Here is a 25367-nt window from a genome sequence, read left to right as displayed (position 1 = left end):
CTATGCGTTGGCTTCACGCCGCTTTTGTGCGGCTTCGAGCATCGGCTTGAGGAAGCGGCCGGTGTGCGATATGTCGTTCTCCGCGACCTCTTCCGGGGTGCCGGTGGCGATAATCTGGCCGCCCCCCGAGCCGCCTTCCGGGCCAAGATCAATCAGCCAGTCAGCGGTTTTGATGACGTCGAGGTTGTGCTCGATCACCACGATGGAATTGCCCTGATCGCGCAGTCGGTGCAGTACCGTCAGCAGTTGGCGAATATCCTCGAAGTGCAGACCAGTGGTGGGCTCATCGAGAATATAGAGCGTTTTGCCGGTATCGCGTTTGGCCAACTCGCGGGCAAGCTTGATGCGCTGTGCCTCCCCGCCCGAGAGGGTAGTCGCGCTCTGGCCCAGCTTGACGTACGTTAGGCCAACGTCGATCAAGGTTTGCAAGCGCCGAGCGATGGCGGGCACCGGAGCGAAGAACTCCAGCGCATCCTCGACGGTCATTTCGAGCACTTCGTGAATGTTCTTGCCCTTGTACAGCACCTCGAGGGTTTCACGGTTGTAACGCTGACCGTGGCAGACATCGCAAGGCACATAGATGTCGGGCAGGAAGTGCATTTCGACCTTGATCAAGCCGTCGCCCTGGCAGGCTTCGCAGCGCCCCCCTTTAACGTTGAAGCTGAAACGACCTGGCTTGTAGCCGCGCGCGCGCGCCTCCTGCGTGCCGGCAAACAGCTCACGAATAGCGGTGAAAATACCGGTGTAGGTGGCTGGGTTGGAGCGCGGCGTGCGTCCGATCGGGCTTTGATCAATGTCGATCATCTTGTCGAGATGATCGAGCCCCTTGATTGCGCTATACGGTGCCGGGGTGAGGGTAGTGGCACGGTTTAGATCACGGGCGGCGATCGGCATCAGCGTTGAGTTAATCAGCGTTGATTTACCCGAACCCGAGACGCCGGTAATGCAGACGAAACGGCCCAGCGGCAGATCAAGATCTACCTGCTGCAAATTGTTGCCGCTGGCTCCCTTGAGCTGAATCATCTTCTTCTCGTTGATCGGGAAGCGCTGGTGCGGTACCTCGATGCGCCGCTCGCCGCTCAGGTATTGGCCGGTCAGCGAACCTTCGGTGCGTTCTACCTCGTCGGGCGTGCCTTTAGCGACCACCTGGCCGCCGTGAACGCCTGCGCCCGGGCCGATATCAAGCACATAGTCGGCGGCGCGAATAGCGTCTTCGTCGTGCTCGACCACAATCACGGTGTTACCGAGATCGCGCAGTCGCTCTAGCGTTGCCAGCAGACGATCGTTGTCGCGCTGGTGCAGACCGATGGATGGCTCATCGAGTATGTACATAACGCCGACGAGACCAGCACCGATTTGGCTGGCGAGTCGGATGCGCTGTGCTTCGCCGCCCGATAGGGTATCGGCGCTGCGCTCAAGCGTCAGATAATCGAGCCCAACGTTGACCAGAAACTCGAGGCGGGTGCTGATTTCGTAAAGGATCTTGACCGCGATCTCACCTTTGCGCCCTGGCAGTTGCATGGTGCTGAACAGCCGCTGAGCTTCGCCAACAGGCATGCGCGTAATCTCGGGCAATACGCGGTTATCAACAAAGACATTGCGCGCTTCCAAACGCAGACGCGAGCCGCCGCACGACGTACATGGGCGAATCGCCATGTATTTGGCGAGTTCTTCGCGCACATGGTTGGAATCAGTGTCGTGATAGCGCCGATCGATATTGGGCATTACGCCCTCGAAGCTATGGTGGCGTTTCACCTGCTTGCCGCGATCATTAACGTAGCTGAATTCGACCTCTTCGCCACCGCTGCCGTGCAGTACGATATCGCGTGCCGAGGCTGGAAGGTCCTTCCATGGGGTTTCGAGCGAGAAGTCGTAATGTTTGGCTACCGCTTCGAGCAGTCCGAAATAGTAGATGCTGCGGCGATCCCAGCCTTTGATTACGCCTTCTGCCAGCGAGAGTTCGTGCTGGCGGATCAGCTTGTCAGGATCGAAGAAGTGATGCACGCCCAAGCCATCGCAGCTAGGGCAGGCACCCGCCGGGTTGTTGAACGAGAACAGCCGTGGTTCGAGCTCTGACAATGAGTAGCCGCACATGGGGCAGGCGAAACGCGATGAGAAGATCATCGGTTCACGCTCGCCGTCCATAAAGTGCAGCACAGCCGCTCCATCGGAGAGGTTAAGCGCTGTCTCGAAGGATTCAGCCAAGCGTTGTTCGAGCCCTTCGCGCACTTTTACGCGATCGACCACGACGCTGATATCGTGCTTCTTGTTCTTCTCGAGAGCAGGCACCTCGTCCAGTTCATAGACCACGCCATCGACCTGCGCACGCACGTAGCCAGTGGTGCGCAGCTCTTGCAGCAGCTGTAAATGTTCGCCTTTACGCCCTTTGATAATGGGTGCCAGCAGCATCAGCCGCGAGCCCTCAGGGAGCTCTAGCGTTTGGTCGACCATCTGGGAAACGGTTTGCGCTTCCAGGTCGAGGCCGTGCTCGGGGCAGCGCGGTGTACCCGCACGTGCGTAGAGCAAGCGCAGGTAGTCGTAGATTTCGGTAATGGTACCGACGGTCGAGCGAGGATTATGTGAGGTTGATTTCTGCTCGATGGAGATAGCGGGTGAGAGCCCCTCGATGTGGTCGACATCGGGTTTTTCCATCATCGACAGGAATTGGCGCGCATAGGTAGACAGCGATTCCACATAGCGACGCTGCCCTTCGGCATAGAGGGTATCGAAGGCCAGTGATGACTTGCCGGAGCCTGACAGTCCGGTAATCACGATCAGCTTGTCGCGAGGCAGCTCGATATCCACATTTTTCAGATTGTGAGTGCGTGCACCGCGTACCTGAATTTGATCCATAGTGACCTCTTGGGGAGTAAGCGACCTACTATAGGTCATTCGTTGCGGGTCGTCCGCCCCTGATATGAAGTTATTGGCGTTCGCCTGAGCCAGTGCTGTGCCACGCAAAATAAAAGCACCGTTAACTTTAGGGAAACTGCATGTTGCCGTCTAACTCGGCGGAACGAGTGGCCGTCACAGCGTACGACGCGCGCTGCGTTAACGCGGTCGAGATAGAAGAGTGATTCACCCCTCAAAGTTGGCTAGAATGTGCCGATAAGTTTGCGAATCCAGTGTGCCTCCAGGTGACTGGGAGCGTGGCTTCACCTTGAGATACCGAATAATCGAAGGAGAGCGGATATGGCCCGCGGTGTGAACAAAGTGATCCTGATTGGCAACATTGGCCAGGATCCAGAAGTGCGCTTTATGCCTTCGGGCAACCCTGTCTGCAACCTGCGTCTTGCGACTACCGACTCGTGGAGCGATCGCCAGACCGGTCAGCGCCAGGAGCGCACCGAGTGGCACTCCATTGTGCTGTTCAACAAGCTTGCCGAAATTGCCCAGCAGTACGTGAAAAAAGGCTCACGCCTGTACATCGAAGGTCGCCTGCAGACCCGCCAGTGGCAGGGGCAGGACGGCCAAAACCGCTACTCGACCGAAATTGTCGCCAACGATATGCAGATGCTCGACTCTCGTGGCGGCGATGGAGGTAACAGTGGGGGGCAACAGGGCGGTTATCAACAGCAGAGTGGCGGCAATAACTATGCTGGTAACCAGGGCAACAACTATGGCGGTGGTCAGCCCAACCGTAGCAACCAGGGCGCACCGGCCAATTCAGCGCCTCAGCAAAACGGCAACTTTGGTGGATCGCAGCAGAATAACCAAAGTTCAGGCGCGCCTAATCCGTCCAGCTTCGATGATTTCGACGACGAAATTCCATTCTAAGCGGTAGCAGAGCGCTTAACGTGCTGCTTGCGCCATGTAGACCCCACCTTTATCGGTGGGGTTTTTGTTGGTTATCTTTTACGGCAGAGTTGCTGATCCCGCGTACGAAACGCCGGTGGGGTTCGAATATTTCCGGTCGTTCACTTGCATCGGCAGCGCACCGACGCTCATGAAAAAAGGCCCGCTCCATGTCGATGGAGCGGGCCTTCACCCTATTAGACTGTGATTATCCTATCTTGAGCCTGTGGCAATTAGCGATAGGTGAGTTTCGCATGGACAAGTTTGCTGGAGGCCAATTGGAAGCGCTGCTGTGTTGTACCGGATGCTTTTCGAAACGCTCGCCATGCTGCGGCTTCATCCACGAAGATTGAGACTTCGGGCGGTGACCACCGCTTGACCTGGAATGTGTGATCCCTGGGATCACGAGTGCTGTCGAAGTAAATCGCGAGGAATTGAATCTTGTCGCCCCACTGGTGAAGGTAGCCGTTGGCCTCGAACGATTGGAAGAGTTTGGTCATGTCTTTGCGAGTTTTATGCGCTTTTTGTTTCACCTCGACCAACTCGTCGATGGCGGTGCTCAATCCAATGATGATAGAGGCGATACCCAACCCGATGGCGATAGGCGGAAAAGCGGCTGATTCCAGGAATCCGTACGCTACGCCCATACCAATAGTCGAACCGGAAATGCTGAGAATGCTTGCAGACAAGCCGAGAAAATCTCGGGTCTTTATCTTTGGTTTAGTGGAAATATCTATGATGGTAGAGACAAACCCAAGTATTTCGCCAGCAAAACCGACCAATGCGGCGCTGGCGCCGAACGCCTTCACCGCGCTCATGGCAGCAGAGGTGCTAATAGTTCCTGAGGTCATCGTCTCGATTTGACTGGAGATTTCAGTGACCGACTCCTCTACGATGAACTCAACGCTGTGCTCTCCGGTTGACTGCATCGCACGTGCAGGAGCCATTATCTCTTGCTCAAAGAAACTATTGATGAAGTTGGTCTCTTCGGCGAACGGCAACTCCGCGAAATTTCGCGAAATCTGGACAGCGGCTTCATCCATTGCTTCCAATGCAGGAATGGGCGCCATGCTAATTTCAGTGGCAATGGTGCCGGCAGATCCCCAGATGGATTCACTAACCTGGTCAAGCCGCAGTGCTCGGGTTGCTAGCAGGAACGCTTTTTTGGCGGGACCGTTCAAGTATTGAATGAACTGCAAGCAGTTGCCCAAACCGCCATAGACACCCATGTAACGACTGATTAACGACAGCACTTTATTGGGGGGAATTTTTCCGCTCTCCATTTTCGGCTTGAGGTTAAGGGTGTCGTAGACCGCGCGTGTTACGTTGAACAAAAAGCCGATAGTTCCCAGCAATCCAGAGGTGTTCAGGGTTTTTAGCGCATCGGCAAATTTGTTCTTGGCGGTAACGTCAGTGAACGTTAATCGGCTGCCTCCAATAGAGTTTTCCAACGCTTCATCAATAACCCCAGGCGTTAGCACGACTTCTGCGGAAGAGCCGAGGTATGCGCCCCCCGACAGTACAATCATCAAGTTTTGGATTTCATTGCTGCGCTGAATGCCGGCGATATCGCTTTTATCGGTTGCCATCGCATTGATGATGACCTGCAGCGCCGAAGCGGACGACTTGACCAAGCTGTTAGTGCTCGCTGCTACTGCAATTTTCATGCGCTCCAGCTCATAGGGAGCAACAGAGGTATCGAAGTAAGCTTCAGGGTCGTATCTGGCATCACCCAGGAAAGCGTATTTGATCAGCGTAGATAGCTGCGCTGAATGGCGTTCGATGGTAATGGCCGAAGCAGTTTTTCTGCTAAGAAATACCAGTGTCATAAGTTCGACATTGTAAAAGTATTCCGCTGCGCGCTTGATCTCATTAGGCTGCCGATCTTTTACTTCTTTTAGGTAGCGTTGATAGTTGTCGTAGGTGAACGACTTGTAGACTTCCTTATAGAACGTATTACCGGACACTTTTTTGCCATCGACAATCACGCCTTTATTGACGAGTGTGAAGGCGGCAGCGTTCAGATAATCGAAGTAGGTTGATGTATCCTTGAAGGCGCTTCTGATCTCGCCTAATGCATGCTCATAGCCCGCGCTTGGATGGTCGCCGGCAGCGGCAGGACCGTTTGCCATGTAGCGTACGTCGGCTGGATAGATGGGGAAGTTATCTTCGCCGCCCTTTGTCCCTTTAAAGATACCGCTGGTGCTGTATACGGCGTTGCCCCATAGGCCATAAGAGCAGGCTTCAACCAACTCATAAGCCTTGGCAAATTTGGTGCGTGATGCTACTGAGCCGCTGTCGTTGATATAGCGCCAATTAGGAATGGCGTAGATTTGTTCTTCTTTTAACTGGCTTCCCCAGCGCAGCTTGTTATTGGACTTGTAGCTGTGTCCAATGATGTTGAGAGCGCGTTGGCCGAGCGAAACACTTGGGCCTTCGGAGGGGCCATCATCGACGGTGCAGGCGAAAATATCTGAGTAGTGCGTGGTGAATATGCCATAACGTCGACGAACTTCGTTGAGCGTGTCAATTGCGTGTTGCGAGGGCACTGCAGGATGAGTCATTGCAGAATAAACATTGGAAGAAGTGGACATGAGAAGTTTTCCTTGGCAACGGATAAATGATTAAAAGTTACTTGCTGACGTCGAGATTCGAGGGCAGCAACACTTAGCGATGCCATTGGCCTGGCACAGAAAAGATCACCATTGCCGCTGAAATTGGCCGCTGAAGCTAATAGGCATATCGGCACTAGCGGGTCAGTTGTTAATACTTTTTGTCTATTCGGGGGGCGCTGCATCACCAAGCGCCAGGAGAGGAAAAGTAGCGGTGCGGAACGCTTGAAATCCCCCGAAAATCATCTGTTAGATGGTTTTCGGGAGGTTGGCGGTGCATGACGGAGGATCGAATTCCCTCTCAGCCATGCGTGTTCATCATTAAAGATTTAGCTGTGCGTGAACAAACTTGTCTGCTGCCGTATAGAAACGTCTCGCGGTAGAGCCCGTCTCTTTCTGAAAAACCCTCCACGCTGCTGATTCATCTTCAAAGATCGATATCTCTGGTGCCGACCAGCGTTTCAATTTATGCGCAGGGTCGGTGAGATCTCGTGACTTGTCGAAGTAGATGGAGAGGAACTCAATTTTCTCGCCCCACTCATGTAGGTAGCCGTTCGCTTCAAATGATTGAAAGGCTTCGGTCATCTTGCGCCGAACCTCGTGCTTCTTGTGATTCTCTTCCACCAATTCATCGATAGCAGCGCCTAATCCAAGGATGATGGACGCGATTGCGAGAGCGATCGACAGCGGTGGGAAGGCCGCCGATTCCAGGAAGCCATACGCAATGCCTAGGCCTATCGCGGAGCCAGTCACTCCCAGAATGCCCGCAGACAAGTTGATAAAATCTCGAGCGCTTGGTTTCGCGCTTAGCGATATATCAACCACGGAGGCGGCTAAACCAAGCACTTCGCCAACAAAGCCTACTAATGCGGTACTAGCGCCAAATGCCTTAACAGCGCTCATGGCAGAGGCGCTAGAGATTGCTTCTGAGGTAATCGTCTCCACTTGACTGGCAATTTCGCTGATCGATTCGTCGACAATGAAGTCAACGCTATGGGCGCCAGTCGATGGAAGAGCGCGCGCTGGGACCGACACGTGCTCTTCAAACATGCGCTCGACCATTCCGGTCTCTTCAGCAAAGGGTAACTCCGCGAAGTTGTTGGAGATCAGTGTGGAGGCGTTATCCAACGCAACCGTGGCAGGAATAGAGGCCAAACTTATTTCGGTTTCCAGCGTGCCGGTAGACCCCCAAATAGCAGCGCTGACGCGATCGAAGCGTAACGCTCGCGTCGCCACCAGAAACGCTTTTTTTGCCGGACTACTCAGGAAACGTACGAACTGCAGGGCATTTCCCAGCCCGCCGAACACGCTCATATAACGGCTAATTAAGCTGAGTATTTTGTTCGGTGCTATTCTCCCGTTTTCCAAGGACGGTTTTAGGTTGAGCGTGTCGTAAACTGAACGTGTGATGTTGAAGAGAAGCCCAATTGTGCCAAGTAACCCCGACGCGTTGAGTTTTTGCAACGCCTCGGTAAAGTTGGTTCTGGCGGAGAAGTCGCTGAATGTCAAACGGCTGCCAGAAATAGCATTCTCTACGGCCTCGTCGATCACGTCGGGTTGCAGCGTTATGTTGGCAGCATTATCGAGATAGGCACCGCCAGACAAAATGATCATCAGGTTTTGAATCTCTCGATTCTGTTTAATGCCTGCGACCTGAGTTTTGTCTGTTGTCATCATGCTAATAAGTAGCTGTAGCGCGGATGCACTCGATTTGACGAGACCGTTGGAGCTGGACGCAATGGCAACTTTCATGCGAGTGAGAACGTAAGGCGCAACGGTTGTATCGAAGTAGAGTTCCGGTGAGTAATGAGAATTACCATTGAACGTATCTTTGATCGCTGATATTAGTTCCGCCGAGTGACGTTCGATGGTGATTTCAGTTGCTTTTTTTCCGCTAAAGAAAATGACTGTATTTAGTTCCAAATTATAGAAATAGGTGGCCGCTCGCTTGACGTCGTTGGTTGAATTTTCTTTGACATATCTCAGGTAGCGCTGGTAATCGTCAGATATTAGCGATTTATATACGGCGTCGTAGTAGAAACTGCCGTCTACTCGTTTACCATTTACGTCAAGGCCAGTATTGAAGAGCGTAAACGCCGCTGCATTCAAATAATCGTCGTAGGTTGACTTGTCGTGAAGAGCAGTCTTCATGTCACCCATGGCTTGATCGTAGCCGCTGCCAGGCTTGTCGCCGTTGGTGACAGGTCCGTTGGCCATATAGCGCACGTCCGCGGGATAAATGGGAAACTTGTTTTTTCCTCCGCCAGTTTTTCCTCGGGGGCTATCGGTGGAGTATTCCGCATTGCCCACATACCGTAAGTACAGGCATCGACGAGACTGTAAGCATTGGCGAATTTGGTACGCGCTGCCGTCGAGCCATCGTCTGTAATGGTTCGCCAAATTGGAATGGCACTGATTCGCTCTTGGGTGAGCTGTTTGCTCCAGGGCGCCTTCGTGTTCGAACGGAAGCTACGACCTACAATTTTCAGCGCGCGCTGTCCAAGGGTGTCGCCTGCGTCGGGTGAAGAGTTGTCATCAACGAACGTAGAAAAGACATCTGAAAATGCAGTGGGAAAAATGCCAAAGCGCTCCCGAATTACATTGAGACTGTCTGTCGCTGCTGCCGTGGGAGCTGCAGGAGGATTGGTTTCTGAATATACAGTAGTTGATTCGGTCATGGAGGCACCTTTAGTAACGTTGCGATGTAGTTAGCCAGATAGGAGTTACCAAGCAGCATTAGTGAGCCGTGCAGGCCTTTGAAGGGCACCCACGTTTATGATGATTTGCTGTGGCGGGAACCATATCGGCGCGTCCGGGCGAATTTGTTGGTACTTTTCGCTATGTCCGACTAAAGACCTGTTTTGAGGGATTTGTAGCGGTAACGAAGGGAGAGTGAGGATAAAAAGAGCCGCCAAGGCTCTTATTCCAGAAAAAGGCGCTTGGCGGCAGTAAGATTTGTGGTTATTCGATCCTTAGTGGCTGGTCAACTTCGCGTGCACCAGCAGGTGTGCGGCGTTAAAGAAGCGGCTGCGGGTATCACCTGTGCCATTCTTGAAAGCGTTCCAGGCAGCGGCCTCATCTTCAAAGATGGCAACATCGGGAGGTGACCAGCGGGTGGGAGCGTAGTCGCTAGATGTTTTATCTCGCGTAGTGTCGTAATAAATTGCGAGGAACTGGATTTTTTCACCCCATTCGTGCAGATAGCCGTCCGCCTCCATTTTTTGGAAGACATTGGTCATATTCTGTCGGATGTTTAGCTGCACTTGCCGCGCCTCTACATAATTGACGATCACGCTGCTCAAGCTTAACAAGACAGAACCTACCGTGAGCGCAAGGGCTAAGGGTGGAAAAGCCGCTGATTCGAGGAACCCACAAGCGATCCCTACTCCGATAGCTGAAGCCCCCATCGTGAGAGCGTCGGCGGATACACCGAGAATCTGCTCAGTAGATGGAGAGGGGTTTTTAGCTAACGCCACCACGCTGGCGGCGAGCACCAGTGCATCTGCCAAAAATCCTGCCAGAGAGAGGCTGATCCCAAACGCTTTTGTCGCTGATAGCGCTGATTCGAGGGATATTGTATTTTCGGACAGTTGCTCAATTTCATGGGCGGTCTGCTGAACCGACTCATACGCAATATTTTGACTGGTGCTTCTCGACCCTGAAATCGCGACACTCTCTATCTCGTGGTTGAAGAATGTGTTGATAAAATCGGTTTCCTGATCGAACGGTAGTGTTGAGAAATTCCTCGCAACATCCTCCGCCATTTTTTCCAGTGAAGTCACTGCAGCAGAGTTGGCCGTGGGTAGTCCAGCAGTTACAATTCCTCCTGCGCCCCAAATAGCCGGGCTTATTTTGTCAAACTTCAGCATGCGAGCAGCGTTTAAGAAAGCTTGTTGAGCGGGTATCTGAATGAAGTTAATGAAATTCAGAAAGTTGCCCAAGCCTGCATAAACGCCTAAATATCGAGATAGCAGAATTAGTATCTGCTCTTCTGTAACCTCATGGTTCGCAATAGAGTCGCTTAGCGAGAGAGTGTCTGAAGCGGCTCGGCACAGGTGAGCCAAGAAGCCTAGTGCACCTAATATGCCCGTTTGATTCAGCGTGTCGACGGCAGGTTGGATTTTCTCTTTAACTTCGACCACGTTCATTCCCAAGAGCCCCACGTCCAGGGCAACATCGATTCCTTGTTGAATAACGGCGGATGAAAATATCACATCGTTGGCCTTCCCAATGCATACATCAGAGGCATAATAAACGAGCAAATTTTCAATTTGATTGTTCCTTTCAGCGGCATTGGAGCTGTTTGCCGACATTACGGTAACAAGTGTATTCAATGCCTCCTTCGCGTTACGGTCTTCAACGGATGCGCCGACCCTTCTCAAGATATGGGGAAATATATAAGTGTCAAAGTAGGGGCGAACGCTATACATATCTTCTCCATAATAGACATCGGAGAAGGTGGACAACAGTAAGGAAACCCTACGGTTTATTTCGACGCTGGTGGCACTTTCCTGGGTTAAGAAAGAGAGGGTTGCGTTTTCTTGATTAAAGAAATAGTCCGCTGCACGATTGATCTCTTCCGATGCGTTCTCTCTAATATCACGCATATATCGCTGATATTCGCTTGACATTAGATTTTCGCGCACACGATAAATGTAATATTCTCCATCTACTGATTTTCCATCTACAATCACGCCTTTAGAAAATAGCGTATAGTTAGCAGCGTTTAAATAGTCGGTAAGTATTGTTTCGTCTCGAAGCGTCGTCTTCAGGTCTCTGAGGGCATATTGGAAGCCTAATTCAGGCGTTTCATTTTGGGATGCAGGGCCATTGGCGATATAAAGCATATCGGCGGGAAAAATCGGGAAAGCATCGCCGCCACCACCTTGGCCTGTCATGCTAGTATGATCGCTATATTCTGCATTACCCCATATGCCGAGACTGCATACATGAACAACGTTGTATGCTTTGGCGAAGCGAGCACGCAATTCATCGGAGCCATTGTTGGCGTCGTAACGCCAGTTAGGAACGTCGTCAACGGCCGATGAGGACAATCCATGTTGCCAACGTTTGGAGCTATCGGCCTGATAGCTTTCTCCCACCTGCTTAAGTGCAGATTGCGCTAGCGTATTGCCTTCTTCTTCTGGTTGGTGACTATCGACGACCAACGAGAATACGTCCGAATAGCCTACTGAAACGACGCTATGCCGTTCACGAATGTCGTTCAGCGCTTGAATGGTTTGTTGTGAGGGGGTGGCTTGGTGGCGTGGGGATGCTTTTACATTAATAGTCATGCCAATATCCTTTTGAGGGCTGGTAGTTGCGGTGTCACTATTAATGAAGATATAAGGCACACCTGTATATGCGTGATATTACACGTGTATGGCGGGCGAGTAGTGACGCGAGGATATATCGGTAGGCGGGATGAAAAATGAATAATAACTAATATTTTATTTTTATTTGCACACTTTTGGGAACAAGAATAAGTGTTCATATTCTTATGTGCACATGAATTAAATATTGATTAATAAAAGGGCGCATGCGTTGATATCCATCATTCATGCGGTAGTCATCACGACCTAGGGGCCCATCAGTCAATGATACTTTTTCGACGAGAGTCGTGAAGATAAGAGGAGCGCAGCAGTAGCGTGGCGCTGCTGACGGTATTCACAAATGACCACCGCACAGTACGGTGGTCATTTAGGCAAGATAACGATTTGTTGCGTTCATTACAGAGCGTTTTCCACAGCGTGATAGCCTGCCTTTTTATAGCATTGGATATAAGCTAAAAACGCATATCTGCTCCTGCATAGAAGGTGCGCGTGGCGGCGGGCTCATAAAAGCGGCTATTGGCATCATTAATACGGATGTTCGAATAGTAATGCTCGTTAAACAGGTTATCCAGGCCGGCAAATATGCCGATCGATTGGTGACCGCCCAGCGCCCATTCATAGCGCCCCCTCAGGTTGTATACCCAGCTGGAACCGATCGATACATCGTTGGCATTGTCGGCATACATACCGCTCAGGTACTGGTTTTCCAACGTGAGGTAAAGATCGTCGTTGCTCCAGTTAAGGCGCGTCGACCATATGCGCTCGGGTAGCCCCGGAAAGCGATTGCCGCGTTCGATGCCTTCGCTGGTATCGTTTCGGAAGCGCGCGCGCATATAGGTGAAGTTGGAATCTGCGCTGAAGCCTGCGCCGAGCGGCGTGCTGATAGCGGCTTCCAGCCCCTCGCGCTTGGTGTTACCCGAGTTGCTGTAAAAGCTTTGGTTATCAACGCTATAGGCGACCAGCTCATCTTTCGAGCGGATGGTGTATAGCGCAAGCTGATACGACGGGCCGCTGTCGAAGCTGCCCCGGAGCCCCAGCTCATAGTTGGTCGCGCGTTGCGGTTTGATACCGGGAGCGAAACCTGCGCTGTTATCAGGATTGGTAAATTCGGTGAAGGTGGGCGTTTGGAATGCAGTACCCACCGTGGCGTAGGCCGCATGACGCGGTAGATATTGCCAGGTAAGCCCGCTGGAATAGCTCCATTGGTCATAGTGGTGGCCGTACTTCTGGTGCTGCTGGCGGTCATTGATGGTGAGATGCACGTTGTCGTAGCGCAGTCCGCCTGACAGCGTCCACTGTTCATTGAGCTTCAAGTCGCCCTGAGCAAAAAGCCCGGCACTGGTGCCGTTTTGCTGCTGGTCAGAAGCGCCGGCGCGCTGCCAGCTAAGGCGCTTAGGCAGGACTGAATAACGGTGCCGGTTGTCCTCTTGACGCGATATATCGGCACCCACGACATAGTGAAGGGGCAGGGTAGCCAGCGTAAGGGTATTGGCATAGCTGGTGCGGGCACCGAATTCATGGCGCACAAACTGGGGAATGTTGCCCTTTTTGCCTGCCGGTACGGTGGGCATTGGCAGTACCTGCCAATAGTTACGCCTGCCGTACCACGCTGTCGCATCCAGCGTACCGTCACCGAGATCAAGATCCTGGTAGTGCAGGCCAAAAATTTGCTGCGACGTTTTCGAGCGAGCATCAACCGGGCCTGCCTTGGGGTTGGCCTGACGGCGGTTGTGCTTCACTTCTTCCCGTGTCAGTCCGCCCGGGTCGCTGGCGCGCGGTGATTCCAGAATATTAGCGATGCCCGTCAGGCTGCGATGATCATCGAAGTGATAGCCCAGCTTACCGTTGAAAAGATAGCGCCGCACCTTCGAGTGGTCGCGGTAGCCGTCCTGCTTAAGCGCGGTGAAGCCCACGTTGTGATACCAGTTGCCTTCGCTGCCTGAGTGGCTGAGATGCTGCTTCGAGAGGCCATGACTGCCGGTGGTGACGCTGATACGACCGCCGGCATCGGATTCCAGACCATCGGCAGTATCGACATTGATGACACCGCCCGCCGCATTGCCATAAAGCACCGATGATGGGCCGCGCACCACTTCGATTCGCTGTGCGTCATCGAGATCTATCGCGTCGATCTGCGATTGGCCGTCCGGCATGGTGTAGGGAATGCCATCGACGTTAATCGCGATGCCGCGAATACCAAAGGCACTGCGGGAGCCAAAGCCGCGCGTGGAGATTTTCTGCCCTTGAGCAAAGTTTTCGCCATTGTTGAGATAGAGCCCTGGCACACGGCGCAGCGACTCTTGCAGTTGGTTGCCGGGCCCTGCGCGCTTAATGTCGGCGGCTTCGACCACGCTGGTAGCGGCTGGGGTGGTTAATAGCTGGCGTGGAATGCGGCTCGCCTTCACCTCGAGGGTGTCGAGCTGTTGAGTGGGGGCTGCTGGCTCACTGGCCGTTTGGGCGCTAACGCTGTTACTGGCGGCCAGCAGGGTTAACGAGAGGAAGACTAGCCTCTGCTCAGTGTTCATGATGTTCCCTTTGGCGCTGTTATTCGCCTTTTATATAAGTGGCGGTCAGCATAGCCGCCGTATGATCTGCATTGTCGGTGAGTCACTTTATTTTGCAATGCTCGGTGGGCTGTCGCGCTGAATTTTCAGGTACAGACCACTTTTGACGAGTGAAGGAACTGGCGTGGTCGCAAACAGTACCGTTGTTCGCTGACCGTGTCCTCCTGGCGATACAGCACTTAAGGCATAAAAAACGCCGCCACTTGCTGAGAAGTAGCGGCGCAACGTGCTCGAGCGCACGGTTAATTAATGGACGGACGGTTAGGCAAGTCGTTGGCGTAGCTAACACCGGGGTAATGCTGCTCCAACACCTTGCCGAGCGCTTTAATGCCTTCGATGGCGCCCACGCGGAATTCGCCACGGGAGAAAGCGGCTTCGATATCGTGGCAAATGCGCTGCCATATCGCGGCCTCTTCGCGGGCGGCTATACCGCGGTCGCAAACGATTTCCACCGCGTGGTCGGCCATCAGCACATACAGCAAAATGCCGTTATTGAGCTCGGTATTCCACACGCGCTGCTGGCTGAATACTTCGATAGCGCGTTCTCGAGGCGTGCACTGGCGCCACAGGTCGTTGCCATCGAGCGCGGTTTCGACAACAAAGCGAATTTCGCCATGATGCGAGGCTTCCACCGTTCGAATAGCGTCTTCAATAGCGTCCAGTGTGCTTTTGGGGAAGTGGCTTCTGGTCGCGCTGCGGAGTGCCAATAAATGCCTGATGAAGCGTTTGACTGCCATCGTTACCAACTCCCCGAGGCGCCACCGCCCCCAAAACTGCCACCGCCGCCGCCGCTGAAGCCACCGCCTCCTCGACCGCCCCCGAAACCGCCGCCAAAGCCACCGCCACCGCCGAAGAAGCCAACGGTACTGATGATAATGACGGTAATAAAGCCCAGTGCGCCCAATCCAACTGCCATCATCAGGCTACCGCCGGTAAACAGCACGATAGCGCCAATGCCTACCCCCGAGATGGCCGATGCGATAATTCGACCGACCATCACGCGCAGAATGCTGCCTACCACGCAGGCAATAATCAGCAGTGCTTCGATGGGCGGAGTTGATTGCTCGTCGGACTTGTCAGGTTGGTAGGCGGGTAGCGGCTCGCCGTCGATAACGCGAGTAATGCGATCGACCCCTTGTGAGATGCCTTCAGCAAAGTTGCCCGAGCGGAAGGCGGGGCTGATGTATTCATCGATAATGCGATTAGCCGTGGCATCGGGCAGGGCACCTTCCAGTCCATAGCCTACTTCGATGCGCAGGTGATGGTCCTGTTTGGCCACCAGCAGCAGCACGCCATCATCGACGTTTTTGCGCCCTAACTTCCATTGCTCGACGGCTCGAATCGAATACTGCTCGATGGTTTCTGGCTGAGTGGTGGGCACAATCAGGACCGCGACCTGGCTCCCTTTGTGCTTATTGAACGCATCGAGTTTTTGTATCAGGGCGTCGCGCTCGTGGTCGTTCAGCGTATTGGTTTGATCGACCACCCAATTGCTGAAGGCCGGCACCTCGGCATCGGCCTGTGCCGATAGCGGCAGTACCAGCAGGGCGACTAGCCAGCCTAACGCCGCGAGGAGAAGACTCCAGCGCGGCAGGGCGTTCGCAGGACGAATCATTTGGCGTCGGCGCTATTGCCGAAGTCGACATTGGGAGCGTGACTGATTTCGTCTTCATTCTCGACGTTGAAGTTTGGCTTGACCTTGTAGCCGAACAGTTTGGCGGTAATCACGCCAGGGAATTGACGAATCAGCACGTTGTACTTCTGGATCGAATCGATATAGCGGTGACGCGCGACGGTAATGCGATTCTCGGTACCTTCGAGCTGCGCCTGAAGGTCGCGGAAGTTCTGGTTGGCCTTGAGGTCAGGATAACGCTCGGATACTACCATCAGCTTTGAAAGCGCTTGGGTTAGGCCGCTCTGGGCAGATTCGAACTTCTTGAATGCTTCAGGATTGTCGACCAGCTCTGGTGTTGCGTTGATGCTGGTGGCTCGGGCGCGCGCTTCGGTTACCTGAGTCAGGGTGTCCTGTTCGTGCTGCGCGTAGCCTTTGACCGTTGATACCAGGTTGGGAATCAGGTCGGCGCGGCGCTGATATTGGCTCAATACTTCAGACCAGCTGGCTTTCACCTGCTCATCGGAGGTCTGCATATCGTTGTAGCCGCAGCCTGAAAGCGCGACGGTGAGTGTAGCGAGAAGAATAACGAGGAAATTGCGCACCTTTCGAATCCTTTTGAATAGTTATGCAATGCTCTGGGTGTGCGGATGCACGTGTCGCCAGTATAGCCTCAGTTATATAAAAGGCGTGAGATTTTCAGCGCACGGTTCGCTGTACAAGGAAGGCGTTGCTGAACGCAAACAAAAACAGCCAAGCGCCCGTTAGGGCGCTTGGCTGTTGGTCGCTGTCGCAGAGCGCTGTTAGTCAGCGGCAGTAGTGCGTGCGGCGCCGTTCAACTCATCAATCAATACGGTAATGTTGTCCGCGTAGTCGATGGGGATAGCAACGACGTGAACGCCGCCTTCGCTGAAGGCCTGTTCGAGCGTCTGCTTGAACTCTTCGATGCGCTCGACGAAATGCCCTTTGGCACCGAACGATTGCGCGTAGCTAACGAAATCCGGGTTGTTAAAGGTCATGCCGAAGTCAGCGAATTTATCCACCGCCTGCTTCCAGCGGATCATGCCGTAGGCGTTGTCATCAATAATCAGATTGACCAGATTCAGCTTCAGCCTAACGGCGGTTTCGAGTTCCTGACTGTTCATCATGAAGCCGCCATCGCCGCTAACGGTGAGCACGCGGCGATCAGGATGCTCGAGCGCCGCCGCAATCCCCGACGGCAGGCCCGCGCCCATGGTCGCCAGCGCGTTATCGAGCAATAGCGAGTTGGCGACATCGGTACGGTAGTTACGCGCAAACCAGATTTTGTACATGCCGTTATCGAGCGTCACGATGCCATCGCGCGGCATTACTTCACGAATATCGGCCACCACGCGCTGCGGCGTCCAACGATCTTCGCTGGCGTGCTCCTGAATATGGGTCAGAATGTTTTCTCGCATCGACAGCAGCGCGCCAGCATTGGGCAGCGTGTCACCAATGCGGTCGGCCAGCCGCGATAGGGCGTTGCCGATATCGCCAATCACTTCGGTTTGCGGGAAGTAAACGGATTCGACGTGGGCCGGCTCGTAGCCAATATGAACGACCTGCGGACCGTCCTCGCCCATGATGAACGGTGGTTTTTCGATAGTGTCGTGACCGACTGAGATAATCAGGTCAGCTGCTTCGACAGCTTCGTGCACGTAATCGCGCTCGCTGAGTGCGGCGGTGCCCATATAAAGATCGCTGACGTTACTGACCGCGCCCTTGCCCATCTGAGTGGTGATGAAGGGGATCTGGGTGCGTACGAAGAATTCGTGCAGCTTGCCTGCCAGACGCGGGCGAGAAGCCGCTGCTCCCAACATGACCAATGGCCGTTTGGCATTTTTCAGCAGCTCGGTGGCGGCATCGAGTGCGGTATCAGAGGTAATGGGCGGCTCGGTGTTATGGGGCGGAATCAGCGTAATATTGTCGACCTCTTCGCGCGCGATGTCCTCCGGTAGCTCAAGATGCACAGGTCCCGGGCGCTCTTCAGTGGCAACGCGGAAGGCATCGCGAATCAGCGTGGGAATCGTTTGTCCCGAGACAATCTGGCGCGACATCTTGGTGATGGGGCGCATGGTGGCAACCACATCGACGATTTGAAATCGGCCCTGACGTTCAGAGAGAATGCCTTTTTGCCCAGTGAGCATAATCATCGGCATGGCACCCAGGTGGGCGTAGGCCGCGCCAGTCGAGAGGTTGAGCGCACCCGGGCCGAGCGTGGTAAGACACACGCCGGGTTTGCCGGTCAGACGGCCGTAGGTAGCCGCCATAAATGCTGCGGCTTGCTCGTGGCGGGTGACCGTCAGGGTAATGGATGAATGGCGCAGTGACTCCACGATATCCAGGTTTTCTTCGCCTGGTATGCCGAAAATTCGCTCAACGCCCTCGTTTTCAAGTGCTGCTACCAATAGGTCGGATGCTTTGGTCATAACGCTCTCTCGTGGTGGCTTTTTTGCCGCGTAGCAATAATCGCTGCGCGCTGTGATGCCTTATTGTCATGGTGTCGGCAAAACTGAAGTGCGCGACAATGCCATGCACTTTGTCTTGCGTTAATTTCCATGGTAAAGGAGCTGGTTGCCTTGTGCACGGCTGTAAACAGCAAATAGCATGATCATCGGTGCACGAATCTGCACAAAGTGCTGCGGCCGAGTGTTGGAAGCATCCGCTGGTCGAGTAGCGTCGTTAAACGAGGCACAGCACGCGCGGGTTGGTCTGATGGGGTGTGGATGCAGCTATCTCGGCAGGAAGGGGCTTTGCCTCAAGCGCAGGATGAGCGTTGCTCAATGAATTGGTACGGAGGCCATTGGCTTAAGTGTGAACATTTTAGTATTGGACCCCGCCCACTGTTTGGCGTTGGCACTGGCAGCCGAAGCTGAAGAACGCTTGGACATCGATCTGACGATGTTTGATGGCGATGCTTCGCTCACGTTGACTGAGGCTGAACTGAGCGCCTTCGATGCGGTGATTGTGCCGCCGTTGGCGCACCTGGATGGCAGCGACAGCCACGCGGTAGAGGCGCATGCCGAGCAGCTCGAAGCGCTGTTAGCGCCGTGCCGAGAGGCCAATACGGCGTTGGTGTGGTGCGTGAGCGATGAAATCTACGAATTCGGCTACGACAAAGGCGCTATCGAGGAGTCGCTGATTCCTTCTCCCGAGTCGCCTTCACGCCGGCGGCTGGTCGCGATAGGCGATCGCATTCGGGCGGAGCTGGCGCAGCATTTGATCATCAGGGTAGGGCCCTTGTTCGGACTGAAGGGGCGGGATGCCCGATTGCCCGGTATCCTCGAGGCGCTGATGACCGGCATAGCGGTGTCGGGGGAAGAAAACCTGTTTGTGGGCCCAACGCCCGTAGATGCACTGGCGCGTGGTTTGTGTGGCATGCTGCTGCAGCTCGACAATGGTGCAGATGCCTGGGGGCCCTATCATCTTTCGGGCATTGAGCCGGTGTCCGACTATATTTTTGTCAGCACCCTGCGCACTCAACTCATCCAATTGCTCGAACAGCGTGAAGAAGCGGTAGATGCAATAGGCGAGGTTACGGCGATTGCTCATCCTCAAGGGTTGGTGAGACGAGTGTTAAACTGCCGCCACATGCTGGGCACCTTCGGCGTCCATCAGAAGCCGTGGCGGCTAGAAGCAGAACGCATGATCGAGCGCTGGCTTGATCTGCGCCTTGAGCAATCGAGATAAAAATTCATGAATAAACTTCGCAGTATCGTGTTTTACATCGGCTACGTGGTGTTGATCATCCTGATGGCCGTACTGATTGTGCCGGTATGCTGCGTGCTGCCGGTCAAGAAGCGCTTCGATTTATTGAACGTCTATAATCACGCGATCATGCTGTGGTTGCGCGTAAGTTGCGGTATTCGGATCGAGGTGCACGGCGATCGCCAAGCGCTGCCCGACGGTGCCTGCGTGATGCTGTCGAACCACCAGAGTGAGTGGGAAACGCTCTATTTGCAGTTGCTTAAGCCGCCCATGTGCACGGTGCTGAAAAAGGAGCTGCTGAATATTCCGGTGTTCGGTTGGTCATTGCGCCTGATCAGGCCAATTCCGCTAGATCGCTCGCAGCCTTCCAAAGCGCTGAAGTCGCTGATGACGGAAGGTGCCGAACGGCTCAAGAACGGCTTTTCGGTGCTGCTGTTCCCCGAGGGCACGCGGGTGCCGCCGGGGCAGCGCAAGTCGTTTTCCAAAAGCGGTGTGATGCTGGCGCAGCGCGCTGGCGCAGAGATTGTGCCCATCGCTCACAATTCGGGAGAGTGCTGGCTAAGCGGTAGCTGGGTGAAGAAGCCGGGCACCATTCGCATTGCGATTGGCCAACCGATCGCAACGGCCGGCCGTAAAGCCAATGACGTGCATGCTGAAGTAGAACAGTGGATCGAAGGCAGGCTGGCACAGATTTCCGACGTGCCACGACCAGCGCAGAATGCTGACGGCGATGCATGATTGGGCAAGGCACGCTGAGACAGTGACCAGTCGCCGCCCGGGCTGAGCTTCCCTCGCACGTCATGCCTGAACGAAAAAAGCGCCATAGGATTCAGTTCCCATGGCGCTTTTTCGTGCTCGCGATTAATTAATTGCGGCTTTTTAGCGCTAGGCCGAGCAGCACATAGCTCCAGCCCTGGAAGACCAGGTCGAACGCCAGGAACATGCCGATCACCCATAGGCTATTGGCAGGCCAGCCCACGACCAGCACGACGCCCAGGAGCAGGGTAATAATCGCTGAGAAAATAATCCAGCCGCGGCCGGGAGCAGATGACGGAATAGAGAGCAGGCGTGAAATTCCGACGAAGATCAGCACGATGCCGAGCCACAGTGTTAGCACGGAGGAAAACGCAAAGGGGTTGCTGATGGCGAATATGCCTGCCACCGCATACAGCAGCCCGGAAATAATCCAGAACGCCTTACGCTGGTGCTGACGGAACCCGTGGATCAGCTGCAGCACGCCACCAATCAGCATCACAACGCCTACCAGATAGATAGACGCCGCCGTCGCAACAATAAGATTGCCCATTGCGATAAAGCCAATAATCAGCATGACGATGCCAATACCGAGGCTCCATTTCCAGGACGAAGGGGAAATGAGGGGAGAGGTCATAGAAGCTCCATTGGGTAGGGTGGATTGAGAAGGAGTGTTTTCAGTTTAGTTGATGGTGAAGGATTCGAGGTGGCGAATGCCCTTAACGCAACTGAGCCCAAAAGCGGCAGTGCTTTTGGGCTCAGTGGTTGATCAGCGTGCGGTGCGATTAGTCGGTAACTCTTTCGAATACCAAACACGCATTGGTGCCGCCAAAGCCGAATCCGTTCGACATAACGCAATTCAGATTTGCATTGTCGATGCGTTCTCGAACGATGTTGCAACCTTCTGCTTCTGGATCGAGCTCATCAATATTGGCGGATGCGCAGACAAAGTTATTGTTCAGCATAAGCAGCGAGTAGATCGCTTCCTGAACGCCAGTAGCGCCCAGCGAGTGACCAGTCAGCGATTTGGTGGACGATATCCAGGGCATGTTGTCTCTGAATACGTCGCGCAGTGCGCCCAGCTCGCGAACGTCGCCGATAGGTGTCGAGGTGCCGTGCGTGTTGATGTAGTCGACATCACCTTGCACCGTGGAGAGCGCTTGCTTCATGCAGCGGATAGCGCCTTCGCCTGACGGAGCCACCATGTCGTAACCGTCGGAGTTGGCACCGTATCCCACCAGTTCGGCGTAGATTTTGGCACCGCGCGCCTTGGCGTGTTCATACTCTTCGAGCACCACCATGCCGCCGCCGCCAGCGATAACGAAGCCATCACGCTTGGTATCGTAGGGCCGAGAGGCTTTTTCGGGGCTGTCGTTGTACTCGGTAGAAAGCGCGCCCATGGCGTCGAACAGACACGAGAGCGTCCAGTGCTCTTCTTCACCGCCGCCAGCGAAGACAACGTCTTGCTTGCCAAACTGAATCTGCTCCATGGCGGAGCCAATGCAGTGGGCGGAGGTGGCGCAGGCGCTGGAGATCGAGTAGTTGACGCCCTTGATGCCAAAGGGGGTCGCCAGACAGGCAGATACGGTGCTGCCCATCGTTTTGGTGACTCGATAAGGACCGACACGGCGCAGTCCTTTCTCGCGCAGGACATCGGCTGCTTCGACCTGATTGGCGGACGAAGCACCACCGGAGCCTGCGATCAATCCCGTTCTTGGATTCGATACTTGTTCTGGTGTAAGACCGGCATCTTCTATCGCTTGCTTCATTGAAATATAGGCATAGGCAGCTGCATCCCCCATGAATCGCATCTGCTTGCGATCGATGTGTTCTGCAAAGTCGATGTCCACTGCGCCAGCAACATGGCTACGCATGCCTCGTGCGGCGTATTCCTCGCGATAGCGGATTCCCGAGCGCCCTTCGCGCAGGGCGTCGAGTACTTGATGCTGGTCGTTACCCAGACAAGAAACAATGCCAATACCTGTGACTACTACGCGTCGCATGAGAACTCTCCCAATCAGGCACTCTCAGTGGAGCTGAAAAGACCAACACGCAGGTCGTTTGCCTGGTAAATGGGCTTCCCGTCCACGAGAAGTTCACCGTCGGCGATGCCAAGAATCAGCCGGCGTGTGATCACACGTTTGAGGTGAATATGATACGTAACGGTTTCGGCGCTGGGCATGATCTGATCGGAGAACTTGACCTCTCCGCAGCCTAGTGCACGGCCGCGGCCGGGGCTGCCGAGCCAGGCCAGGTGAAAACCAACCAGTTGCCACATGGCGTCAAGCCCCAGACAGCCGGGCATTACCGGGTCGCCGGGGAAGTGGCATTGGAAGAACCAAAGATCAGGCTTGATGTCGAGCTCAGCGATAATTTCGCCCTTGCCGTAATGACCACCGGTTTCAGAGATATGCGTGATGCGGTCAAGCATCAACATGTTGGGGGCCGGTAGCTGGGCATTGCCGGGGCCGAAGAGTTCGCCTTGGCTGCATTTCAGCAGCTCTTCATAGCTGAAGGAATGTTGCTTGGTCACAAAGACACTTTCCGAAGATCTGGGTAAATAGGTGTACGTAATTTCTCTATCTTGCGCCTAACTTCCTCATTTCAAGGGAACGCGCGAAATCAGCTTGGCACCGGGGTGCTTCACTAAAGTTAAATTTTGCGCAGAGAAATTGCGCCGTTAGCGGCGGCAGGCGGCCTTGTTCACTTCTTTTCGATGTTATCGATGAGAAGCAAATGGCATCAGTGCCAGCGGCAACATTATGCCATAGCTGGCACCGACTGCATAAAAACGACCTTCTGCCGACGGTCGATGGTACGTGAGACGCCTACTAATCGCGTTTGAATGCCTTGGCAAAAGCCTCCAAGGCGCGCTCGCGGGCGGCACGGTGATCGACGATGGGAGCAGGGTAATCGATTGCCTGGCGTTGTTCGCTACTAGGGTTATGACGCGATTTTGCGTCGAGAGTTTCGAAACCATCGAGCCATTGCGCGAGAAATTCGCCTTTTTCGTCAAAACGCTGCGATTGAGTGGTGGGGTTAAATAGTCGGAAATAGGGCGAGGCGTCAGTGCCTGTTGAAGCTCCCCATTGCCAACCGCCATTGTTGGCGCCAAATTCGCCATCGATCAGGTGCTCAAGGAAAAAGGCTTCGCCTTCGCGCCAATCAATTAGCAAATGCTTGGTCAGAAACATGCTGACGACCATGCGCAGACGGTTGTGCATCCAGCCGCTGGTCACCAGCTGCTTCATGGCTGCGTCAACGATGGGATAGCCGGTGCGTCCTTCCTTCCATGCCTCAAGATCCTTCGCTGCGTTGCGCCATTTAACGGCTTTGCCTTCTTCCTTGAAGGGCTGATGACGACACACGCGCGGGAAGCCGACCATGATGTGCTGATAGAACTCACGCCAGATCAGCTCATTCACCCAGGCCGTGGTACCTGCATCGCCATCGCTGAGGTGGCCGCTGTTGTGATGCAAGGCAGCATTCAGACATTGCCTGCTGGAGATGGCGCCGACCGCGAGATAGGGCGATAAGGTGCTGGTACCGTCGAGCGCCGGGAAGTCGCGCGCTTCGGTGTAGCGCTTGACCGCACGGTTGAGAAACCGTGACAGCCTCGATTGTGCGGCTTCACTGCCTGCGGGCCAGTGTTGCGCGGCGTCGTTTGGCGACAGCGTGGGAGCTGACAAGCTATCGCTGTTGATTCCGCGGGGTTTGGTTTGTTGCTCGGGGGCTGGAGAGGGCTCGAGCTGTTCTGCGCTGAGCTGACGATGCCAGGCACGCGAGAAAGGCGTGAAGACGCTGTAGTACTCTCCTTTGCCGGTTTGCAGCTCGCCCGGTGAGAACTGAATCATGTCGGTGTAACGGGCGACCTTGAGCTCGGCATCCCGCGCAGCTTTCACTACCCTGACATCGCGCGCGCGTTCGTTAACGGCATATTCGTCATTGAAGTAAAGGTGCGTGGCGCCTATCTGTTTCGCTTTGGCTACCAACTGTTTAGGTACGTCGTCGAAGTGTTTGGCATCGAGCACCAGCACCGGAATGTGCAGTGCTTCCAGCTGCTCTTTAACGTCTTGTGCACAGCGATACCAAAAATCCTGCTTGTTGCCGCCATGACCGTGATTCGACATCTGCGCGTAGCAAGGTGCCAGCAGCGCCGCTACCTTACCGTGCTGGGCAGCTGCGGCCAGCGCCCGATTATCGTCGATGCGCAAATCGTTACGCAGCCACACCAAGTGAAGATCGCCCATGCGCGCTCCCTAACCGAAGAATGTCACCAGCGGCCGCCGTAGCGCCCGCTGGCATCAAGTTGCAGTGTAGTCGACTAATGCGTGCGGGTAGTGCTATCGCGCTCGGCGACGATCTCGGCGACAACGTCAGTAAACGCTGGGTGCTGCCCCACTGGGGGTAGCAGCTCTAGCGACAGTTGGGGAAACTGGGCAGTGAGCGCCTCAATCTGCTGCGGCACGTCGTGACGCAAATGGCGGCCCTCAGCGAAGAACAATGGCAGGATATCAACGCGCTGTTGGCCCGCAGTTGTCTCGGCGATCTCCTCAACAACTTCTTCGATCAGTGGTGAACAAAGCTCCATATAGGCGAGCCTGACGTGATCGCCTAAACGCTCGCGCAGGCGCGCTTCCATGGCGGCGAAGGGGGCTTGCCATTTGGGGTCGGTAGAGCCGTGAGCAAGAATAATCAGATAGTTCTGCATAAAAGGTCTCGCAGGGTAACGGTGAACGCGGGATGTTGAACGCTATAGTGATGACGGGCCAGGCGCTTTTCAACGCGCATGACAGGAAACCTTAGCGACTCACGGTAACACTGGCGACGCGATATGGCGTTTACGGCAGGCGTAGATGCCAACCGCCAACCGCCAACCGCCAACCGCCAACCGCCAACCGCCAACCGCCAACCGCCAACCGCCAACCGCCAACCGCCAACCGCCAACCGCCAACCGCCAACCGCCAAC

18 protein-coding genes are annotated in these 25367 nt (G+C 54.6%); 3 read left to right on the top strand and 15 right to left on the bottom strand.

The genetic code is table 11. The features are described from left to right. On the bottom strand, positions 1 to 2853 hold the full coding sequence (gene uvrA, locus R84865_RS11745) for an excinuclease ABC subunit UvrA (protein ID WP_435637501.1): 2853 nt from the start codon (positions 2851 to 2853) through the stop codon (positions 1 to 3). Positions 2854 to 3192: 339 nt separating this feature from the next. Between uvrA and ssb the strand changes: the two genes are divergently transcribed. After that, positions 3193 to 3777 (top strand): single-stranded DNA-binding protein, encoded by a 585-nt coding sequence (gene ssb, locus R84865_RS11740; RefSeq protein WP_435631903.1) that lies wholly within the window; start codon positions 3193 to 3195, stop codon positions 3775 to 3777. A gap of 251 nt (positions 3778 to 4028) precedes the next feature. Here the strand turns inward: ssb and R84865_RS11735 are convergent, their stop codons facing one another. The 9 genes from R84865_RS11735 to R84865_RS11695 all read right to left on the bottom strand — a co-directional run bounded on the left by R84865_RS11735 (position 4029) and on the right by R84865_RS11695 (position 18366). Then, positions 4029 to 6389, bottom strand: coding sequence for a hypothetical protein (locus tag R84865_RS11735; protein ID WP_435637499.1), 2361 nt, complete (start codon positions 6387 to 6389; stop codon positions 4029 to 4031). Positions 6390 to 6728: 339 nt separating this feature from the next. Further along, positions 6729 to 8624 carry a hypothetical protein gene (locus R84865_RS11730; protein WP_435639771.1) on the bottom strand — a complete coding sequence of 632 codons (1896 nt, stop codon included), beginning with the start codon at positions 8622 to 8624 and terminating at the stop codon, positions 6729 to 6731. Next, positions 8555 to 9085 (bottom strand): hypothetical protein, encoded by a 531-nt coding sequence (locus R84865_RS11725; protein ID WP_435639770.1) that lies wholly within the window; start codon positions 9083 to 9085, stop codon positions 8555 to 8557. The genes R84865_RS11730 and R84865_RS11725 overlap by 70 nt, the downstream gene beginning before the upstream one ends. A 294-nt stretch (positions 9086 to 9379) precedes the next feature. Then, a complete protein-coding gene (locus tag R84865_RS11720; RefSeq protein ID WP_435639769.1) occupies positions 9380 to 11701 on the bottom strand; it encodes a hypothetical protein in 2322 nt (773 codons plus the stop codon). A gap of 491 nt (positions 11702 to 12192) precedes the next feature. Next, positions 12193 to 14265, bottom strand: coding sequence for a TonB-dependent receptor family protein (locus R84865_RS11715; protein ID WP_435637495.1), 2073 nt, complete (start codon positions 14263 to 14265; stop codon positions 12193 to 12195). 281 nt (positions 14266 to 14546) lie between these two features. Continuing rightward, positions 14547 to 15041, bottom strand: coding sequence for a TPM domain-containing protein (locus R84865_RS11710; protein WP_435639768.1), 495 nt, complete (start codon positions 15039 to 15041; stop codon positions 14547 to 14549). A gap of 2 nt (positions 15042 to 15043) precedes the next feature. Next, positions 15044 to 15919, bottom strand: a complete 876-nt coding sequence (locus R84865_RS11705; protein ID WP_435639767.1) for a TPM domain-containing protein — start codon at positions 15917 to 15919, stop codon at positions 15044 to 15046. Next, positions 15916 to 16521, bottom strand: coding sequence for a LemA family protein (locus tag R84865_RS11700; RefSeq protein WP_435631896.1), 606 nt, complete (start codon positions 16519 to 16521; stop codon positions 15916 to 15918). Before R84865_RS11700 ends, R84865_RS11705 begins: the two co-directional genes overlap by 4 nt. 198 nt (positions 16522 to 16719) lie before the next feature. Further along, the gene (locus tag R84865_RS11695) at positions 16720 to 18366 is read right to left on the bottom strand and encodes an acetolactate synthase large subunit (RefSeq protein WP_435639766.1); all 1647 of its coding nucleotides are present in this window, start codon (positions 18364 to 18366) and stop codon (positions 16720 to 16722) included. A 385-nt stretch (positions 18367 to 18751) separates the two neighbouring features. On the opposite strand from R84865_RS11695, the gene R84865_RS11690 reads away from it, so the two are divergent. Both R84865_RS11690 and R84865_RS11685 read left to right on the top strand, forming a co-directional pair. After that, on the top strand, positions 18752 to 19627 hold the full coding sequence (locus tag R84865_RS11690) for a sugar nucleotide-binding protein (RefSeq protein ID WP_435631894.1): 876 nt from the start codon (positions 18752 to 18754) through the stop codon (positions 19625 to 19627). A 6-nt stretch (positions 19628 to 19633) separates the two neighbouring features. Continuing rightward, positions 19634 to 20383 (top strand): lysophospholipid acyltransferase family protein, encoded by a 750-nt coding sequence (locus tag R84865_RS11685; protein ID WP_435631893.1) that lies wholly within the window; start codon positions 19634 to 19636, stop codon positions 20381 to 20383. Between the two features lie 127 nt (positions 20384 to 20510). On the opposite strand, the gene R84865_RS11680 is transcribed toward R84865_RS11685, so the two are convergent. From R84865_RS11680 to R84865_RS11660, 5 genes are all read right to left on the bottom strand, one after another. After that, complete coding sequence (locus R84865_RS11680) at positions 20511 to 21035, bottom strand: HdeD family acid-resistance protein (protein ID WP_435637492.1); 525 nt, start codon at positions 21033 to 21035, stop codon at positions 20511 to 20513. Between the two features lie 148 nt (positions 21036 to 21183). After that, positions 21184 to 22401: a beta-ketoacyl-ACP synthase I gene (gene fabB / locus R84865_RS11675; RefSeq protein ID WP_435637491.1), complete on the bottom strand. Its 1218-nt coding sequence runs from the start codon at positions 22399 to 22401 to the stop codon at positions 21184 to 21186. 14 nt (positions 22402 to 22415) lie between these two features. After that, positions 22416 to 22931: a 3-hydroxyacyl-[acyl-carrier-protein] dehydratase FabA gene (fabA, locus tag R84865_RS11670; protein WP_025733414.1), complete on the bottom strand. Its 516-nt coding sequence runs from the start codon at positions 22929 to 22931 to the stop codon at positions 22416 to 22418. A gap of 298 nt (positions 22932 to 23229) precedes the next feature. Then, positions 23230 to 24648 (bottom strand): deoxyribodipyrimidine photo-lyase, encoded by a 1419-nt coding sequence (gene phrB, locus R84865_RS11665; RefSeq protein WP_435639765.1) that lies wholly within the window; start codon positions 24646 to 24648, stop codon positions 23230 to 23232. Positions 24649 to 24722: 74 nt separating this feature from the next. Beyond that, positions 24723 to 25109 carry a sirohydrochlorin chelatase gene (locus R84865_RS11660; RefSeq protein ID WP_435631889.1) on the bottom strand — a complete coding sequence of 129 codons (387 nt, stop codon included), beginning with the start codon at positions 25107 to 25109 and terminating at the stop codon, positions 24723 to 24725. Positions 25110 to 25367: the final 258 nt, after the last annotated feature.

The sequence above is a fragment of the Carnimonas bestiolae genome (assembly GCF_051251145.1).
Classification (GTDB): Bacteria; Pseudomonadota; Gammaproteobacteria; order Pseudomonadales; family Halomonadaceae; genus Carnimonas; species Carnimonas bestiolae.
The sequence above is the reverse complement of the archived record's forward strand: the minus strand, read 5'-3'. Positions and strand labels throughout refer to the sequence as shown.

Excerpts from the sequence above, each read along its gene's own strand:
- R84865_RS11680 (WP_435637492.1), bottom strand. The coding sequence starts at position 21,035 with ATGACCTCTCCCCTCATTTCCCCTTCGTCCTGGAAATGGAGCCTCGGT.
- R84865_RS11685 (WP_435631893.1), top strand. The coding sequence starts at position 19,634 with ATGAATAAACTTCGCAGTATCGTGTTTTACATCGGCTACGTGGTGTTG.
- uvrA (WP_435637501.1), bottom strand. The coding sequence starts at position 2,853 with ATGGATCAAATTCAGGTACGCGGTGCACGCACTCACAATCTGAAAAAT.
- R84865_RS11705 (WP_435639767.1), bottom strand. The coding sequence starts at position 15,919 with ATGATTCGTCCTGCGAACGCCCTGCCGCGCTGGAGTCTTCTCCTCGCG.
- R84865_RS11720 (WP_435639769.1), bottom strand. The coding sequence starts at position 11,701 with ATGACTATTAATGTAAAAGCATCCCCACGCCACCAAGCCACCCCCTCA.
- R84865_RS11715 (WP_435637495.1), bottom strand. The coding sequence starts at position 14,265 with ATGAACACTGAGCAGAGGCTAGTCTTCCTCTCGTTAACCCTGCTGGCC.
- R84865_RS11730 (WP_435639771.1), bottom strand. The coding sequence starts at position 8,624 with ATGGCCAACGGACCTGTCACCAACGGCGACAAGCCTGGCAGCGGCTAC.
- R84865_RS11695 (WP_435639766.1), bottom strand. The coding sequence starts at position 18,366 with ATGACCAAAGCATCCGACCTATTGGTAGCAGCACTTGAAAACGAGGGC.
- R84865_RS11660 (WP_435631889.1), bottom strand. The coding sequence starts at position 25,109 with ATGCAGAACTATCTGATTATTCTTGCTCACGGCTCTACCGACCCCAAA.
- ssb (WP_435631903.1), top strand. The coding sequence starts at position 3,193 with ATGGCCCGCGGTGTGAACAAAGTGATCCTGATTGGCAACATTGGCCAG.
- R84865_RS11710 (WP_435639768.1), bottom strand. The coding sequence starts at position 15,041 with ATGGCAGTCAAACGCTTCATCAGGCATTTATTGGCACTCCGCAGCGCG.
- fabB (WP_435637491.1), bottom strand. The coding sequence starts at position 22,401 with ATGCGACGCGTAGTAGTCACAGGTATTGGCATTGTTTCTTGTCTGGGT.
- phrB (WP_435639765.1), bottom strand. The coding sequence starts at position 24,648 with ATGGGCGATCTTCACTTGGTGTGGCTGCGTAACGATTTGCGCATCGAC.
- R84865_RS11735 (WP_435637499.1), bottom strand. The coding sequence starts at position 6,389 with ATGTCCACTTCTTCCAATGTTTATTCTGCAATGACTCATCCTGCAGTG.
- R84865_RS11725 (WP_435639770.1), bottom strand. The coding sequence starts at position 9,085 with ATGACCGAATCAACTACTGTATATTCAGAAACCAATCCTCCTGCAGCT.